Annotated in this window: 11 protein-coding genes; 6 read left to right on the top strand and 5 right to left on the bottom strand. The window is 45.5% G+C overall.

The window, feature by feature from the left end; all coding sequences use genetic code 11:
* The first annotated feature begins 29 nt into the window (after positions 1–29).
* Positions 30–1,853: a translational GTPase TypA gene (typA, locus tag Q4549_RS12120; RefSeq protein ID WP_303552099.1), complete on the top strand. Its 1,824-nt coding sequence runs from the start codon at positions 30–32 to the stop codon at positions 1,851–1,853.
* A 71-nt stretch (positions 1,854–1,924) separates the two neighbouring features.
* Here typA and Q4549_RS12115 read toward each other — a convergent pair whose 3' ends face one another.
* The 3 genes from Q4549_RS12115 to Q4549_RS12105 all read right to left on the bottom strand — a co-directional run bounded on the left by Q4549_RS12115 (position 1,925) and on the right by Q4549_RS12105 (position 6,220).
* Positions 1,925–2,755 (bottom strand): PEP-CTERM/exosortase system-associated acyltransferase, encoded by an 831-nt coding sequence (locus Q4549_RS12115; protein ID WP_303552097.1) that lies wholly within the window; start codon positions 2,753–2,755, stop codon positions 1,925–1,927.
* Between the two features lie 348 nt (positions 2,756–3,103).
* Entirely contained in the window at positions 3,104–4,552 is a 1,449-nt protein-coding gene (cls, locus tag Q4549_RS12110) for a cardiolipin synthase (protein ID WP_303552095.1), read from the bottom strand.
* Between the two features lie 108 nt (positions 4,553–4,660).
* Complete coding sequence (locus tag Q4549_RS12105; RefSeq protein ID WP_303514589.1) at positions 4,661–6,220, bottom strand: SulP family inorganic anion transporter; 1,560 nt, start codon at positions 6,218–6,220, stop codon at positions 4,661–4,663.
* 195 nt (positions 6,221–6,415) lie between these two features.
* Between Q4549_RS12105 and Q4549_RS12100 the strand changes: the two genes are divergently transcribed.
* From Q4549_RS12100 to Q4549_RS12080, 5 genes are all read left to right on the top strand, one after another.
* The gene (locus Q4549_RS12100) at positions 6,416–7,306 is read left to right on the top strand and encodes a virulence factor BrkB family protein (RefSeq protein ID WP_303552093.1); all 891 of its coding nucleotides are present in this window, start codon (positions 6,416–6,418) and stop codon (positions 7,304–7,306) included.
* The gene (gene dtd / locus Q4549_RS12095) at positions 7,303–7,740 is read left to right on the top strand and encodes a D-aminoacyl-tRNA deacylase (RefSeq protein WP_303552091.1); all 438 of its coding nucleotides are present in this window, start codon (positions 7,303–7,305) and stop codon (positions 7,738–7,740) included. The genes Q4549_RS12100 and dtd overlap by 4 nt, the downstream gene beginning before the upstream one ends.
* A gap of 190 nt (positions 7,741–7,930) precedes the next feature.
* Positions 7,931–8,932, top strand: coding sequence for a LacI family DNA-binding transcriptional regulator (locus Q4549_RS12090; protein ID WP_137672435.1), 1,002 nt, complete (start codon positions 7,931–7,933; stop codon positions 8,930–8,932).
* Positions 8,933–9,126: 194 nt separating this feature from the next.
* Positions 9,127–10,470 carry a GH1 family beta-glucosidase gene (locus Q4549_RS12085; protein WP_303552089.1) on the top strand — a complete coding sequence of 448 codons (1,344 nt, stop codon included), beginning with the start codon at positions 9,127–9,129 and terminating at the stop codon, positions 10,468–10,470.
* Between the two features lie 2 nt (positions 10,471–10,472).
* On the top strand, positions 10,473–11,570 hold the full coding sequence (locus Q4549_RS12080) for an ABC transporter ATP-binding protein (protein ID WP_303552087.1): 1,098 nt from the start codon (positions 10,473–10,475) through the stop codon (positions 11,568–11,570).
* 63 nt (positions 11,571–11,633) lie between these two features.
* Here Q4549_RS12080 and Q4549_RS12075 read toward each other — a convergent pair whose 3' ends face one another.
* Both Q4549_RS12075 and Q4549_RS12070 read right to left on the bottom strand, forming a co-directional pair.
* A complete protein-coding gene (locus Q4549_RS12075; RefSeq protein WP_303552085.1) occupies positions 11,634–14,048 on the bottom strand; it encodes a glycosyl transferase in 2,415 nt (804 codons plus the stop codon).
* A gap of 16 nt (positions 14,049–14,064) precedes the next feature.
* Positions 14,065–17,292, bottom strand: coding sequence for a GH116 family glycosyl hydrolase (locus Q4549_RS12070; RefSeq protein ID WP_303552084.1), 3,228 nt, complete (start codon positions 17,290–17,292; stop codon positions 14,065–14,067).
* Positions 17,293–17,735: the final 443 nt, after the last annotated feature.

The raw sequence follows: 17,735 nt of genomic DNA, 5'->3' as shown, positions 1-17,735 counted from the left end.
TTTACCTCATTATAAAAGGGCTGAGAGCCGTGCTAGATAAGTTAAGAAACATCGCCATTATTGCTCACGTTGACCACGGGAAAACGACCCTAGTTGACAAGTTATTGCAGCAATCCGGTACGCTAACTACTCGTGGTGATGCTGAAGAGCGAGTCATGGACTCTAACGACATTGAGAAAGAGCGTGGTATTACCATTCTTGCAAAAAATACTGCTATTGAATGGAACGACTACCATATCAACATTGTTGATACTCCTGGACACGCCGACTTCGGTGGAGAAGTAGAGCGTGTTATGTCTATGGCTGACTCAGTGTTGTTACTTGTTGATGCCCAAGAAGGCCCAATGCCGCAAACACGCTTTGTAACACAAAAAGCGTTTGCTCAAGGCCTTAAGCCAATCTTAGTGATCAACAAGATTGATAAACCAGGTGCTCGCCCTGATTGGGTTATGGATCAAGTATTTGATTTATTCGATAACCTTGGCGCAACTGACGATCAGTTAGACTTTAAAGTGGTTTATGCATCAGCGATTAACGGCTGGGCAACCATGGATTTAGATGAGCCATCAGACAACATGGAACCATTGTTCCAAGCAATTGTTGACAATGTTGCTCCTCCAGCTGCTGACCCAAGTGGCGATTTCCAGATGCAAATTTCTCAGTTAGATTACAACTCTTATGTTGGTGTTATCGGTGTAGGCCGTATTACCCGCGGTAGTGTTGTGCCTAACCAACAAGTGACTGTAGTGGGCGCTGACGGTAAAACCCGCAATGGTAAAGTTGGCCTTGTGCTAAGTTACTTGGGCCTAGAGCGTCAAGAAACACAGAAAGCTGAAGCCGGTAACATTATTGCTATTACAGGTCTTGGCGAGCTTAAAATCTCTGACACCATTTGTGATACCAACAACGTTGAAGCCTTAACGCCACTGAGTGTTGATGAGCCTACGGTTAACATGACTTTCCAAGTAAACAACTCTCCGTTTGCTGGTAAAGAAGGTAAATTTGTTACTTCTCGAAACATTCTTGAGCGTTTGCAAAAAGAAATGGTTCATAACGTTGCTTTACGTGTTGAAGAAATGGACGATCCGGATAAATTCCGCGTATCTGGCCGTGGTGAGCTTCACTTAGGTATCCTTATCGAAAACATGCGTCGTGAAGGTTTTGAGCTTGCGGTATCACGCCCAGAAGTAATTCTGCGTACAGTAGATGGCAAACTTGAAGAACCTTACGAAACAGTAACCATTGATGTTGAAGAAGCGCATCAGGGTAGTGTTATGGAGCAAATGGGCTTACGTAAGGGTGACCTTACTGATATGGCGCCAGATGGTAAAGGCCGTGTACGCATGGACTTCTTGATGCCAAGCCGAGGCTTAATGGGTTTCCAAACTGAATTCATGACGCTAACTTCAGGTTCAGGTTTGATTTACCATACTTTTGAACGTTACGGCCCACATAAGGGCGGTACGATTGGTCAACGTCAAAACGGCGTACTGATCTCAAATGCTACCGGTAAAGCACTGACCTACTCGTTGTATAACCTACAAGATCGTGGTCGTTTGTTTACTCAACACGCCGACGAAGTATACGAAGGTCAAATTGTGGGTATTCACAGCCGTGATAACGATTTAACAGTAAACTGTCTGAAAGGTAAGCAGCTAACTAACGTACGTTCTTCAGGTACTGATGAAGCACAAGTACTAACGCCACCGATTCTTATGACTCTTGAGCAAGCGCTTGAGTTTATTGATGATGACGAGCTAGTAGAAGTGACGCCTGAAAGCATTCGTATTCGTAAGCGTTTGCTTACTGAAAACGAGCGTAAGCGCGCGGGTCGCCCACCTAAGGCACAATAAGCAAGCGCTTATTACTTGATTGAAAAAAGGCAGCTTAGGCTGCCTTTTTTAGTTTTTGTAAAAAGTTTTTGTTAAGCGGGGGCGTTGGCGAGAAAGCCTATTTTAGGGTTAACGCTTTGTTTAATCAGCTCGAACAAAGGTTGATACAACAAGGGGAGTTGCTCTTGAAAACGCTCAAGAGTGATGTGGTAAGCGGCTCTAATACCGTGGTAATCAATATTTGGACTAATGCGCGTCATCTTAATGCCAAACAAGGACAAGCTTCGGGCGAGTTTGGGTTCAACCATCACGTAAGCGTGTTTAATACCACTTTGTTCTGCAACAATCGATGCTGCTAAATACAAACTCATGGTGATATAGGGAAAGGTGCGCATTTCTTTTTGACTAAACTCCGCCAAAGTAATACCTGATGGCCTAGCCCCACTCCTCGCGTCGATTTTTCTGCGACGAAACTGCGTATCCAAAGCAACTCGTGACACTTCACAAACACTTTCTCTGGCAAAGTTATCTGGGTGCAGTGCCTGATGAGTAATGGCCGAGCCACAGGCATCCAAAATAGGCAGGCTTTGCTGACCTTTTGGGTGCACCATTCTTAAGCAACCGGCATCAAGCCCGCTGGTTAAATGTTGTACTCGGCAATACTGTGAGTAGCTATCGTAGTTGTCTTTTTCCTGCTGCAGCTTATTGCTCGGTTCAAATTTAAACTCTTCACAATAAACACGATGGCGTAATTGATAGACCTTCTTCACTTCAGAATCGTTACTCGCGATACTCGCTTGAAAAAAACGTTGGTAGCGTTGCGCGAGTTCTTCGCCTTGGTGCTGAAGTGCTAATTGCTTAACAGAGGAGGCGCTTAGTTGCAACTTACGCGGAGCAATGGAGCTGGGATGTTGGTGACTCACATGAAAACCTAGATTAATCCTATAAATCGCCAAGCATAACGGGCGAAAATGTATAATTATGGGGGGATTGATTACATGCTCAAATGGCTATTTAGTCACTTTATTTAGATGTTTTTGTGATTGAAATGTGCGGTAGCTCAGTTTATAGGTGCTGAAAGCCTTATTCATACTATAAATGTATTGTAGTGGATGATAGTTGGGGGTTGGGCATTTAAGGCTTGTCAGCTAAGCCTTGCATTAATGTATTCTAGCCTTAGCTCGAACGATGACTTCCTGTAAGAGTATTGCGCTTGAATAAAAATTCAGTAGTGAATAATGTGCCTTGCTAGGAATTAGGCCGTTTGATTGCTACAGCAAAGGACTAAAAATATGGATAATATTTTCCATCAACCGTCGATAAACGGGACGTTTTCGCCAGGCAATGGCATCCACTTTACTGCTCTGTTGTAAGTAGTGTTGCATGATTCTGTATAAATCTTTGGCGTAATCTTTGTCATCAATAATCGATGTCACTTCAAAGTTAAGCCATAAACTGCGCATGTCTAAATTTACGGTGCCCACCAAAGCAACTTGTTGATCGATTAGCAGGCTTTTGGTGTGTAATAAACCGCCATTGAATTTGAAGATATTAACGCCAGCATCTAATAGTTGCTGATAAAAGGAATGGCTGGCGTACCGTACCAAAAAGGAGTCATTTCTTGCGGGTAAAATTAGGTTAACTTCTACCCCGCGATTAGCGGCTGTCACTAAAGCCATTTGCAGGCTTTCATCAGGTACAAAGTAAGGGCTGGTTAATACAATTTGTTGCTTGGCTAAATATAAAGACGAAAGCAGTAACTGAATAATATGGTCGCCAAAGATGCCAGGTCCTGAAGGCATAATCTGCATGAGCTGTTGGCCAGCAGAGGCGGCAGGGGAGACTAAATCCAATTGCTCGATAAGTGCTAAGCCAGTTTCCATTTCAATATCGTAAGCGACCACCGCTTGCAGGTTTACTGCCGCGGGGCCTTCGACTCTCAACATCAAATCAACCCATTGGCCAAGGCCGCGCTGCTGATTAAATAAGCGTGGGTCTACGAGATTCATAGAGCCGGTATACGCCACGTGTTGGTCAATGGCAGCAATTTTTCGGTGCAGCCTTAAATCTATCCGTTGTAGTAGCATTCGAATGGGGTTGGCGTGTAATGCTTCAATCACATTGACGCCAGCATGTTCTAGTTGGTTTTTTTTCTCGGAGCTTAAAAACTCTCTTGAGCCTACCGAGTCAGCCAGTAAGTATACACTTACTTTTCGTTGGGCAGCATGCGCCAAAGCGTCTAACAAGGGCTCGACTAATCCACCGAGTTGTACAATGTAAAACTCAAGGTAGATGGTGGTTTTTGCTTGGTGTATATCTTGCGTTATCTGGCTTAGCGTAGAGAGGGAATCTTCAAGGTTTTGTAATAAATTTCCTCCCAATATTGGCAAGCCAAGCAAGCGCCGGGTTAGTTTATTTAGGGGTTCTGCTTGTTCTGAACAGGAGCGCTCTACAGCGTGGGGGGAACGCTTGAACTGGTGTACACTTTGTTTGTACTTGGTTTCCATTACTCGCGCTCGTCTAGCGCGCAAGCGGCCCAAATAGCGCTCACCAAATAGCTGGTAGCAAATAATACCCAGTAAAGGTACTGCAAAAATCAGTAGTAGCCAAGTAAGGGTTACGCCTACTGGGCGGCGTTTTAACATCACTTGCAGGGCCACTGCAATAATCAGCAAAACATAAATGAGCAAACCTAAGTCAGACAAAAATGAATCTAGCACTGTGGCCCCTAACCCTGCACAACCTCTGTTTAATCTAGCATGCGAGCACAAAAAAAGCCGTTAACTCACTCGGAGTTAACGGCTTTATCTTGAAGAGGTTTAACGCGCTTAGTTGTCTAGCGTATCGCTGGCAACTTTGTAGCTAGGATCTTCAATCAAGTTCACTTCAACCGCGCTGCCTGCTTTAGTTAGTAACTTGCGACATTCAGGGCTAAGGTGCTTAAGGTGCAGAGTTTTACCGGCTTTTTCGTAACGCTCAGCCAAGGTATCAATGGCTTCAATTGCAGAGTGATCACTCACTCGCGATTTAGCAAAATCAATCACTACATCTTTTGGATCGTTGGCTGGGCTAAATAAGTCTAAGAAGTTAGCCGCAGAACCAAAGAACAATGGGCCATCTAGTTGATACACCTTGTGGTCTTCATCATCGCTAGACGTAGTCACGTAGATGTGTTTTGCGTGGTTCCAAGCGAATACCAAAGCCGACACAATTACACCAATCACTACGGCTACTGCCAAGTCAGTGAATACAGTGACAACCGATACTAATACAATCACAAAGAAATCTGCTTTTGGTACCTTGTTAATCATGCGCAAACTGGCCCACTCGAAGGTACCTAGTACAACCATGAACATCACACCAACTAGAGCAGCTAAAGGAATCATTTCAATTAGCGAAGAGCCAAATAAAATGAAGCCTAATAAGGCTAAAGCAGCGGTAATACCAGACAGCCGACCACGACCACCAGAGCGAATGTTGATCATGCTCTGACCGATCATTGCACAACCGCCCATACCGCCAAAGAAGCCTGTTGTTACATTAGCCACACCTTGGCCAATACATTCTTTGTTACCGTGACCACGCGTGCCTGTCATCTCATCAACTACCGTTAAGGTTAGTAGAGACTCAATCAAACCAATTGCCGCCAATACTAGAGCATAAGGGAAGATGATTTTTAGGGTTTCTAAGTTGAAAGGCACACTTGGAATAGAAAAGCTTGGCAGGCCGCCGGCAATTGTCGCATTAGCGTCGCCAGTCATACTACGTACAAAATCTACTACGGTGCGGGTATCCAAATTAAGCACATGCACTGATACCGTTACCCCCACAATGGCGACTAGAGAAGCAGGTACTGCACTGGTAAGCTTCGGTAAAAAGTGGATTACTGCCATAGTAATCGCCACTAGGCCTAACATAATCCATAGTTGGCTACCTTGCATCCATTCCATTTCACCAAAGGCATTAGGCACTTGAAACTGCCCTAATTGCGCTAAGAAAATCACAATGGCTAAGCCATTAACAAAGCCTAGCATTACTGGGTGGGGTACCATGCGAATAAACTTACCGAGATGGAATACCCCCGCAAGCACTTGCAGGATCCCCATTAATACCACGGTGGCAAATAAATACTGTACCCCGTGGTCTGCGACTAGGGCGACCATTACTACCGCAAGTGCGCCAGTGGCACCAGAAATCATCCCCGGGCGACCACCAATTACAGCGGTAATTAAACCCACCATAAAGGCCGCGTATAAACCGACTAAAGGTTCTACACCAGCAACAAAAGCGAAGGCTACTGCTTCGGGAACAAGCGCAAGCGCTACAGTTAAACCAGAGAGTAGGTCGTTTTTAACCGTAGCTCCCCGAAATTTAGGAAATTCAAACATGGTTCTTAGGATCCAAAAAAGAACAAAACGAAATGGGGCGGGAGTCTAGCACTTTATGTGATTCAGTTCAAAAAAACATCAGCTTTTGTTTAGCTTTTTTTTGTTAAATAAGAGGCTTAAGCCCTTGTTAAACTTGAGTTGAGCGCATATCTGAGTCATTCTTTAGCCATAAAAAACAAAGGAGTGAAATTAATCATGAGTGGCCGTTTAAAAACGCTTGATTGGCAAGGTTATTTTGCCACCGCAAAAAGCTTTAGCCATTTTCTGATTCAGCGTATCAAACAAGAAAAACTCACGATGATTGCCGGCTCACTTGCTTATGTCACGTTGCTGTCGTTGGTGCCTTTGGTGGCGGTTACTTTTTCAATTATCAGTGCTTTTCCGGTGTTTGCTGGATTTCAAATTCATATTGAAGATTTTGTCTTCAGCAACTTTGTGCCAGCCTCTGGCGAGGTGGTTAAAGAGAATCTGCGCGGTTTTGTGGAGAACGCTTCAAAAATGACCGCGGTAGGAATAGCCGCATTGGCGGTGGTAGCACTGATGTTGATTTCTACCATCGACAAAAGTTTGAACATGATTTGGCGAGTAAAGGTGAAGCGACGCTGGAGCAGCGCATTTCCTATGTATTGGATGATTCTTACTTTAGGCCCCTTGTTAATGGGAGGCAGCTTAGCCTTAAGTTCATATATTTTCTCTATGCAGTTGTTTGCCGATGAAACATTGTTGGGAATATGGAATCAACTGTTACGTATGGTGCCTTTGTTGTTTTCCATTGGCGCGTTTTGCTTGTTGTACTTATTGGTGCCTAACCAATCAATTCGTTTTAAACATGGTTTAACCGGTGCGGTTGTCGCCGCTTTGCTATTTGAGTTGGGCAAGCGTGGTTTTGCCTTATATGTGGCTTCATTTCCTTCTTACCAAGTGATCTACGGTGCCTTAGCAAGTATTCCCATATTATTTGTATGGGTTTATGTGAGTTGGGTAGTGGTATTGATAGGCGCAGAGATCACCGCCGCCCTTGGCGAGTTTTCACAACAGCAGCAACAAGCACAACAGATAGATAGCAACATAGAGGAGTCGTTATGATTGCTTTAATTCAACGGGTTCAGCAGGCCAGTGTCACAATTAGTGGTGAAACAAGTGGCAGTATTGGCCCTGGTTTATTAGTTTTGCTAGGCGTTGAACAAACCGATGATCAAAGCAAAGCGGTGAAGCTTTGTGAAAAGGTTATTAAGTACCGCATTTTTGCCGATGAAAACGGTAAAACTAACCTGAATGTGCAGCAAGCTGGGGGAAGTTTATTGGTGGTGTCGCAATTTACTTTAGTGGCCGATACCGATAAAGGCTTGCGCCCCGGGTTTTCTAAAGGGGCTACGCCGGAGCAAGCTAAACATCTTTACGAACATTTTGTAAGTACCTGTAAAGACCGCGGCCTAGCCACCGAAACCGGTGTCTTTGCAGCCGACATGCAAGTGTCTTCAGTAAATGACGGGCCAATGACTTTTTGGCTTCAAATCTAATTTTCACCAATGAAATCGAAACTTTGCGGCGGCTCACATATCAGATTTGCTGCCCCCAAAGGCAATTGACATAAATAACTGCAATCAGTCATATTAAGAGAAAGCGCTTTCACGGGAATAGGTTAACTCTGACTGTGCCCAGAGAAACTATAGTGTCAGCGCTTACTAATACAGCGAGGCTAAAGTAATAATGGCAACGATCAAGGAAGTCTCTGATCTAGCGGGTGTATCGCAAGCAACCGTATCTAGAGTGATGAATGGCAATAACAAGGTATCGGAAATTAACCGAGAGCGTGTTATGGCTGCGATGGATAAATTGGGTTATCAACCTAATTCATTTGCTCAAGCTCTGGCGACCAACCGCTCTTATAGCGTGGGGATTGTAGTGGGTACCTTATCTGGTCCGTTCTATGGTCCCATGATGCACAGTATTGAATCGGTATTGCGAAACGAAGGCCAGCACCTTATCGCTACCAGTGGCCACGATGATTTAGAACAAGAGCGAGATGCGATTCGCTTTTTAAATTCTCGTCGTGTCGACGCAATTTTGCTGGTGGTACAGGCCATGGGTGACGATGAGCTGATCGAAATGTGTCAGCGTAATCCTAATATTTTTGTATTAAACCGCTATGTGCCGGAGTTAGCCAATCGCTGTATTTATTTGAACAATGAATTAGGTGGTTATTTGGCGACCAAACATCTTATCGATTTAGGTCATACAAAAATCGCTTCGATCACGGGCCCATTAGTTCACCTTGATGCGCGAGAGCGTTTACAAGGTTACCGTAATGCCCTTAATGAAGCAGGCATAGAATACGACGCACAGTTGGTCGTAGAAGGTTTGTACCAAGAAGATGGCGGCAACAAAGCGGCGGCTAAGTTATTCCAGCGTGATGTTGAGTTCACCGGAGTGGTGTGCGGTAACGATAACATTGCTATTGGCGTATACGACATTTTGTCGCTAGACAATGAATCACCAGCGGAGCGAATTTCGGTGGTGGGCTACGATGACATGTTTTATTCGCGCTATTTGCGACCAAAGATGACCACTATTCGTTTTCCAATTGAAGAAATGGGCACTATCGCAGCAAATATGGTGTTACAGAATTTATCAAATGTAGACCTAGTAAAAGGTGTGCAGTTAGAGCCACAACTTATAGTGCGAGAATCGTCGGCACCTCCCGTCGGTTAGCTTACCTACCCAATTTAAGGAGTTGAATATGACCTGTCCCAGTTACTCTTAATCGACTCCTTGCTTGATGTTAGCTATGCGTTTTTGTGAATGTATAGCTAAGGTCGATCAGCAGTAAATCTGCTGGCAGTCTCTTTTTTATCCCATGAATATAATGATATGCGTCAGTAAAGGCGTAGTGTTGAGGTTGTGTTATGTCTTTTGAATTTCCCGAGTCGTCTCCTTTTCGTCGTAGTGATTTTGTATTTGGTGTGGCTACCGCTGCGTTTCAAATTGAAGGCGCGAATAAAGAAGATGAACGTTGTGAGTCTATTTGGGACCGTTTTTGTGCCACTCCCGGAAAAGTGGCTAATGGCGACGACGGCACGGTAGCATGTGATCACTACCATCTTTGGGAACAAGACCTAGAGATGATCGCCGAGTTAGGTGTTGACGCTTACCGTTTATCGATTGCTTGGCCGCGTATTATGCCAGTAGAAGGGCAAGTAAACAGTAAAGGAATTGAGTTTTATAAACGCTTAATTGCCAAGCTTAATGAATTAGGCATTAAGCCATTTGTTACCCTTTATCACTGGGATTTACCTCAGTATTTAGAAGACCGAGGTGGTTGGTTAAGTCGCGAAACAGCCTATAAATTCGCTGAATTTGCCGACATCATGACAAAAGCCTTAGGTGATTCAGTATTTAGTTATGCTACCTTTAACGAACCACTATGTAGTGCCTTTTTAGGTTACCGCTTTGGTCAGCACGCCCCCGGTTTAACAGACGATAAACTAGGTTTTCAAGCTGCTCACCATATATTGCTAGCTCACGGTTTAGCACTGCCAAAAATGCGTGAAAACGCCCCTAAAGCAGAGCACGGTATTGTACTTAACTTTACCCCTGCTTACCCAGCAGACCCAACCAACGCGGCTGATGTATTAGCTGCCGATTTTGATGAGCAACAAGGCATTCATTGGTTCTTACAACCAATTGTTGAAGGGGAATACCCAGCAGCGATTCGCCAGCAGCAACCATTATGGTGGCCGACTATTTTACCTGGCGATCTGGCCTTAATTAGCCAACCCATCGACTTCTTAGGCATTAACTACTACACCCGCCACGTGATTAAAGCCACTGAAAATGGTCCGCGCCAAGTGGTGTTGCCAGATGTAGAGCGTACAGATATGGGTTGGGAAGTGTGCCCTGAAGCACTCACCGCTTTATTGGTAAAACTTAATCAGCGCTATACCTTGCCGCCGATCTTCATTACCGAAAACGGCATGGCCGGTGCAGACAGCCTGAAAAATGGTGAAGTGATCGATCAACAACGTTGTGACTACTACCAATCACACCTAGACGCGGTGGCTGTGGCAATGGAGCAGGGTGTGGATATGCGTGGCTATTTTGCTTGGAGTTTAATGGATAACTTTGAGTGGGCCTTCGGTTATGAGAAACGTTTTGGCATTGTTTATGTTGATTACGCAAGCCAGCAACGAGTGCTTAAGCAAAGTGCTAAATACTTCCAACAATTTTTACAACAACGCGCAGGAGCATAATTATGGCGTCACTGTCATTTAAAGATCTACGTAAGAGTTACGGCAAAGTTGAAATTGTAAAAGGTTTCGACTTAGAGATGAGTGATGGTGAATTTGTGGTATTACTCGGAGCCTCTGGGTGTGGTAAATCCACCATTTTGAGGATGGTGGCCGGCTTAGAAACCATTTCTTCGGGTCAAATCTGTATGGATGAAAAATGCCTTAACGACGTTGACCCAAAAGATCGCGATCTTGCCATGGTATTTCAAAGCTATGCGCTTTACCCCCACATGACAGTGTACGAAAACATTGCCTTTGCGCTTAAAGTTCAAGGGGTTAAGAAAGAAGAGATTAAAAAGTCGGTGGATTGGGCAGCCGAAATGCTGCAGTTAACCGACTATCTTCATCGTAAACCTAAACAACTTTCTGGTGGGCAACGCCAGCGAGTCGCCATGGGGCGGGCTATGGTGCGCACGCCTAAGCTATTTTTGTTTGATGAGCCTTTATCTAACCTCGACGCTAAGCTTCGCGGCAAAATGCGTGCAGAAATAAAAGACATGCACCACAAATTGGGTGTAACTACATTATATGTTACGCATGACCAGGTAGAGGCGATGACCTTAGCAGACCGCATCGTGATCATGAACAAAGGGGTTACCGCACAAATTGGTACGCCTTATGAGGTGTTTACTCAGCCTAAAAATCAATTTGTAGCGAGCTTTATCGGTTCACCGTCTATGAATATGATCCCAGCGACTGCTAAACAGCAAGACGGCGAGTGGCTATTGGAATTAGCTGGCCAGGTGATTAAAGCCCCAGAGAAATTTGTAGGCAAGCTACAAGAAGGTCATGCACTAACGCTAGGCATTCGCCCTAACGATATTCATTTACATGAGAAACAGCTAGAAGCTAGCCACGTTATAGCGGCCAAAGCTACCTTCTCTGATAGTGAATTATTAGGTGCGACTATGCACGTGAAAGCAGAAATGGGCGGGCAGAATATTGTGATTGAAGCTCCAGCGGAGCATGGTCAATTGCCCAAGTCTCTAGAGATATTTTTAGATGCCACCTTCGTGCACTTGTTTGATGCAGAGACGCAAAGGTCTTTAGCTCTTCCATAGTAAGTCGTTATTTTAAATACAAAAAAGCCAGCATGATGCTGGCTTTTTATTGCTGTACTCGGTTTAGCCTAGTACCACTTCTACTTGATGCTCGCCTTCACTAAAGACAGGTAGCACTTTTCCATCGATCGCGTCACCATTTACGGTAACACTTACCACACCCGAGCTTACGCCGTTAGGGTTGCTAACCTTAATGTTGTATTGCGCGCCACGGTAACGGCGTTTCACACTAAAGCCAGGCCATGCCGTTGGAATACAAGGGTCTACTTCTAGCCCCGTTAGCGTGGGTTTAATACCCAAGATGTATTGGGTACCAGCTACATAAGTCCAGGCAGAGGTGCCCGACAACCAGGCGTTGCGACCCATACCAAATTGTTTGTGTTCCGCGCCTAGAATATTTTGCGGGTAACAATAAGGTTCGGATTGGAATACATCCAAGTTATCGTTGTGGAAAGCAGGGTTAATTTGGTTGTAGTACTCAAAGGCACGGTCGCCGTTACCAGCTATGGTTTCGGCCATCATTACCCAAGGGTTTGAGTGTAAGAAGATACCGCCGTTCTCTTTAGCACCCGGTGGGTAAGTACTTACACCACCCAGTTGTGGATCAAAACCATTGTAACCAGGGCCAGACAACATAATGCCGTACTTGGTGTTTAGCTTGTGATTAACAGCGTCAAGGCCGGCTAGCATGCGGTCGCCTTCAGCAAAGCCAGAGATGACCGGCCACGACTGTCCGTTGGTGTATAAACTACCATGTTGGTTTTTATGCGAACCAATCGGTTGGCCTTCGTTGGTAAAGTAGCGCACCCACCATTCGCCGTCCCAAGCATGCTGATTAACGCGTTGCTTCATTTCTTGATAGTAGCCATTGAGCAAATCGTAGCTGCTCTGGTCATCAAAGGTTTTAGCAATGTCTAACAACTCTTTTAGCGCTTTGCCAAATAAGTTAGCAACAAACAGAGACTCAGCGCCTGTTGGCAAGTTAACAGTATCGTTCCAATCAGCAAAACCGAGTAGTGGTAGGCCATGTTCACCTACATTATTCCACGTAAAATCAACGGCTTTAAGCAAGTGTTGATAAACGCTGGCTTGCGGGCGATCTTCAGGTTCTAGGGTTTTGCTGTAATAAGAAATAGGCTTGTTTAAGAAATCCAGATCGCCGGTTTCTTTTAAGTACTGGGCAACCGTAAGTACGATCCACAAATGGTCGTCACCGTAGTAGTTAGGGCACTCTGGCTCTTCGCGTGAGTCGCCTTCGTTGGCTTCCATAGTGAGTGGGAAGTACTGGTGCATGGCCGAGCCGTTGGCGAGTTGAACCGATAATAAACGCTCGGCAAATTCGCGTGCTTCTTGCGGCATGTGCGACATCACACCAATTAAATCTTGCGATGAATCCCTAAAGCCAATACCGCGAGCGCCGTAGCCCAACTGGTATAAAGACAGGTAACGAGACCAGTTTTTAGTGGTGTGACATTGGCGAGGATTATGTACGTTGAGCATTGAGTTCATGGCTGTATCTGGGGTGTCTACCTGCATCACTTGTAGGTAGTCTTCCCAAAATCCAGATAGCTCAACAAAGGCTTGGTCTACAGCGCTTTCTTGGCGATATAAATCAATGCTTGGTTTGGCGTCGGCCAAACTGCTTACTTGGCCTAACTGAGTAATTACTCGCTCGGTGCTACCCGGCGCAAGTTCGCCCAAGTTCACCAATAGCGCGCCTACGTTATCACCGCGGTCACATTCAGAGTTGCCTAAGCTAGGCTCCATTAGTGATAAGGGTTTTGACCAAGAGCCAAATTCGTTATCGCCCAAAAATGCACGGCGGTCACCCTCCCAAGAATCAACTGGGCGGTTACAGCTTAAGTAGTTCACGGCGCTATCACGCTTCATGAAAGCATATTGCTCTAATACTACGTGGCCAGTGCTTTCTGGGTGCGCTTTTAGCGCCATAGTTTGCGGTACCCAATCGGCGTTCACTAGCTGTTTTAAAGCATCAAAGTGGGTGAACTCGTAAACCGGAACTACATCTACCGCTTGGGTTTGCTCACTAATGTTAGTGACCTGGATATCTTGAATTAAGGTGCTAGAACCTTGAGGAACAAAAATCTTAAGGTCGATACGCAAACCTTGAGCTTCAACTACCCAGCGGGTGTAAGACAAACCAATGCGACATTCAAACTTATCTAAGGCTTCTAACGTTGGCGTAAAGAACGGAGAAAACAGTTGGTAACCTTGCGCAGTTTTGCGGCGAATATACACCGTTGAGCCTTTAAACTCAGACTGTGGCAACTGGGCAATGTATTTAGTAATACGGTTTAAGGCGGGATCTTGTTTACACACAACGGTGCCGCCAGTGGTATCCACTAAACCGCCAAAGTCGAGAGTTCCCACGTAGTTCGCCCATTTTATCGGCGTTTTCGGCGTAGTTAGTACGTATTCCTTGTTTTGGTCATCGAAGTAACCGTATTGCTTGCTCATATTTACCTCAGAATTGTTAAGCTGAATGCTGTTCGGCGTTGGTCAAAGGCTTAACCAAGGCTAAAGAAAAGATCATGCCGGGGCGGAAGTAGCGACCTGCGGTGTACTTAAGTCCGGTATGGTGTAAGGCGTAGAACAGCGTTTGGCTGTTTAACTGAAATTGTTGGCATAAGGCGGCACTGCGCAGTTTGAACTCATTAAACTGACGTGGAATATCTGCAGCAATACGCCCATCTGAATAGAGTAAACCTAAGTTTATTAGCGCCTGATGAAGCTGCTCGGTTTCGTCGTCTTTCAAGTGGGAGAACTGCTTACTGTTAAAGCGGCAGCTAGCATTAAACCCTTCTGGAGCGGCAAACGGAATGCGTGCATCTTGATATAGATTGCGATAAGTCGCGCTTAGTAAATCAGCGGCTTGCTGCTGCATATCTAAAGCTGCCATCGCCGTGACTAAGGAGTATTGCACGCCAATCCACACATCGTGAGCTTGGAAATTATCCCACTCTTTAGGTTCACCTAAGCGTGTGACTAAGTTGGCTGCGCCTACTCGCGCGCTGTTAATTTGGTAGTTGTGGCGATAAACATAGGCCAAACTGCGGCGCTGTTGTTGCTCGCTGGCAATGGCGGGTAACTGCAGCATGCGACAGTAACTGTCGGCTAACAATTGATCGGCAAAGCTATCATCGCTATCTAATTGTAACTTGGCGTGCCAAGAGCTTTGCCAAAAGTCGCCTAACGCGAGGAGTGCTAGTTTTCGTATTTGGCGACGCGTTTTGGGGTTGTCTTGAGTAGTAGGCCAGCTAAGTGGTGCGCAGTGCTCGGCCCACAACTGCTGCACATTTTCGGCTAAATCGCCTAACTCTGGCAGGCTCGGTTCGTTTAACCATTGGTTAAGCCGTTCCACTAACTCCACTGAACAGGGTTTGTTCTGCAGTTTGAGCTGCCCAGCAAAAGGAGACTGCTTTAAGGCATCACTTAAGGCCTCGAGCTGTTGTTCTTTAATGTCGCGTATTTGCAGCGGTGTCACATAGAAGTGAAAGTAGCCTGCCTGCTCGTCCCATAAGCTGCTGTGAAACTGCTTACGTGCGCATGACGCTAGGTAGCGGTACTCCTGCGGGATCCCGGTTTTGTTTAGTAGTTCTGCAATGGTGGCGTAGGCTTCTAAGCTGGCGATCCACAGTGAACCGCAATATACCGAAATACCGTGTGAAGATAGGTTATCAAAGGTATCGTCGGTGCCGCGAGTAAGTGGGAAGCATTGGCCGGGTTCTACCATTGCTTGCAAGTAATGCATGGCCGCTTGGCACGCTTCCCAGCAATCGCTTAATAGGGTTTTGTCATCATGAAAACGATAATGACGTAGCAACATTAAGATGTATTTAGGCGCTAAATCCTTCCATTCCTTAACATTGTGCCAATCGTAAGCATCAGGTTTGGCGTCAAAAGGGCTGCCTAAATCGTGAATCACTGCTCCTCGCACCGCACGTGGGCCTTCGGTTTTGTCATTCGGTAAATCGGCGTGAGGTAAGCCTACATATTCATGGTGGCGGCGAATATGCGAGTTCTCTGCTAATACGGCTTGCGAGAAATGACGCATTACCGCGCCATCTAAACGCGGAAAACACTGTAGTAATGAAAACGAGCCATAAAAATACACATCCAAGGAATTGAAGAATGGGTAATCGGCACATTCTCTTACTAAAAATTTATCATCGGCATCCCAAACGGTAGCTTCAGCTAGAAACGACAGGGTGTTTAGAGCCAGAGTCCGTGTCTCGGTTTGTCCTTGCGGCCCAAGCGGTAAGCTAGCTAGGCTATCGTCAGGCATTAATTGTTCGCTGACACTAGCTAATGATTCCGTTAACTGAGGTTCTATCTCTATAGCATGCTGGCAAATAGCCAATGCTCTGCCTTCGCTTTGTGGAAATTGTTGGGTGTACTTTTTAAGGCTAGTTAAGCCCGGTAAACGAATATGGGGGAAATCTAATACCAGAGAGAAACATACTTCGACTTGCTCGCCAGGGGCTAGCTCGCCGCTAATGCAAAGCGCTGCTGAACTGAGTTCGCGGCCGCTGTATATACCGCGGTCAAATGATTCTCCTAAGCGTCCGCTGGCTAAGCCTCCGGCCACTACATTGGCGGTACTATCTGTGTAAAAATACGGCTTAGCGCTTACCCAACAACCAGTTGGCGCGGAAACGGATAAACAACTTTGGCCGTCAAAGTCTATGCCTGGATTAGCGTTACCGCTCATTTCTACGGCGCAGTGTTTAGCGTCATTTTGCCAGCGATGCAGTTGGCTTGTTTGGCCGTTAGCCCCGCGGACCAATTTACAGGCTGAATCTTGAACGCCCGGGCGCTGTTTAATCGCTTGAAAGCCGCTTAAGTTTTCTAAACAGCGAATTAAGCTAAATGCTTGCCTAGTTTGGCTTTGGTTACGCAATACGATACGGGTGTAACTCACCGGTAAGGCTGCCCAATCCTCGTGATTAGGGACCACCGGGCTATAGTGAAACTTTGTTACTTGGATCGCTTGCTGGTCAACAAATTGTTGCTTGGCGACTGGATACAGCGCTTGATAATTGACTTGCTTGCTCGGGCAAGTGGCTATGCCGTGGTAGGCATTTGCTTCCCAATCTCCATAGAGTGCTTGTTGGTGGGCTGCTTTAAGGCCAAGTGCGCCGTCATAGAAATCCAGTAACCAACTAATGTTAAGCGCTGCGCCAGTCACTTGGTTGCTTAACAGTTGCTGAGTTTTGTCTGATAACTCTACATTCCAACGTTGTAAATTAGCTTGGTTCCATTGGTAGAGGTCTGGCTCTTGAATAAGGTTTTGCAGGTGCGCAAGCTGTTGTTCTGTATCATCATCAGCTTTAAACAGTGGCTGTTGTAGGTGATTACTTAAGGCGAAAAACTTCTGCTTTTGCTGAAAGTTGCTGTGATTCACTATCACCAGTTGCTGCTCATTTGCATCGCGTTGGCTCAGGAAAAACTCTTCTAATCGCAAACCATCACGCTGGCTGTCGGCTAGATGCAAACCCGGTAACATATGAAACAGTGGCGTTGTTCCCGCTGGTGTTAGGGTGTACGCACTACCAATACCGCCTACCGCGATCCCCGTGTCTGCTGGGGTTGTACTTAATGGAACATACCAGGGTTGTACAAACTCGTCGGCCAACCCTGGACTCATCAAGTCACTGACCTGACCAAAATAACTGGATTGAGCGGTGTAACGATGCAACATTGGAATGACCTCAACTAAATACTATTGATGTGTAAGCGCTTTCACATGGCATGTTAACAGGTAGCCTTAGCTTGTTTAGTGCATCAATTCGAAAAAGTGATCGGCCTCAATAAAAGATTTCGTAATAGGAAAGCTATGAAAGAAGCCAAGGCAATTTAGTCAATAAGTGTAGTTTGCTTGTTCTATAGAAAGGCTCAAGGCCTTTATTGATAGGCTGTCTGGAGGCTAGGTACAATCAGTTGACGTATGAAACATTTCCATTGCAGCATTGCGAGGCCTGTGAAAATACTAAAAAACATTAGCTAGTTATTTTATTGCATCAGCGTGTTGACTTGTTCGATGAGAAAATAAGGATTGGGGCTAAATTAAGGGTACCGCCGCTAATATTTGCTTCAGTATTTTCATGGACCTTAATGCCTTATTTGTTTTTCCTTATCAACTCA

The organism is Agarivorans sp. 2_MG-2023 (genome assembly GCF_030548085.1).
Taxonomy (GTDB): Bacteria; Pseudomonadota; Gammaproteobacteria; order Enterobacterales; family Celerinatantimonadaceae; genus Agarivorans.
The sequence above is the reverse complement of the archived record's forward strand: the minus strand, read 5'-3'. Positions and strand labels throughout refer to the sequence as shown.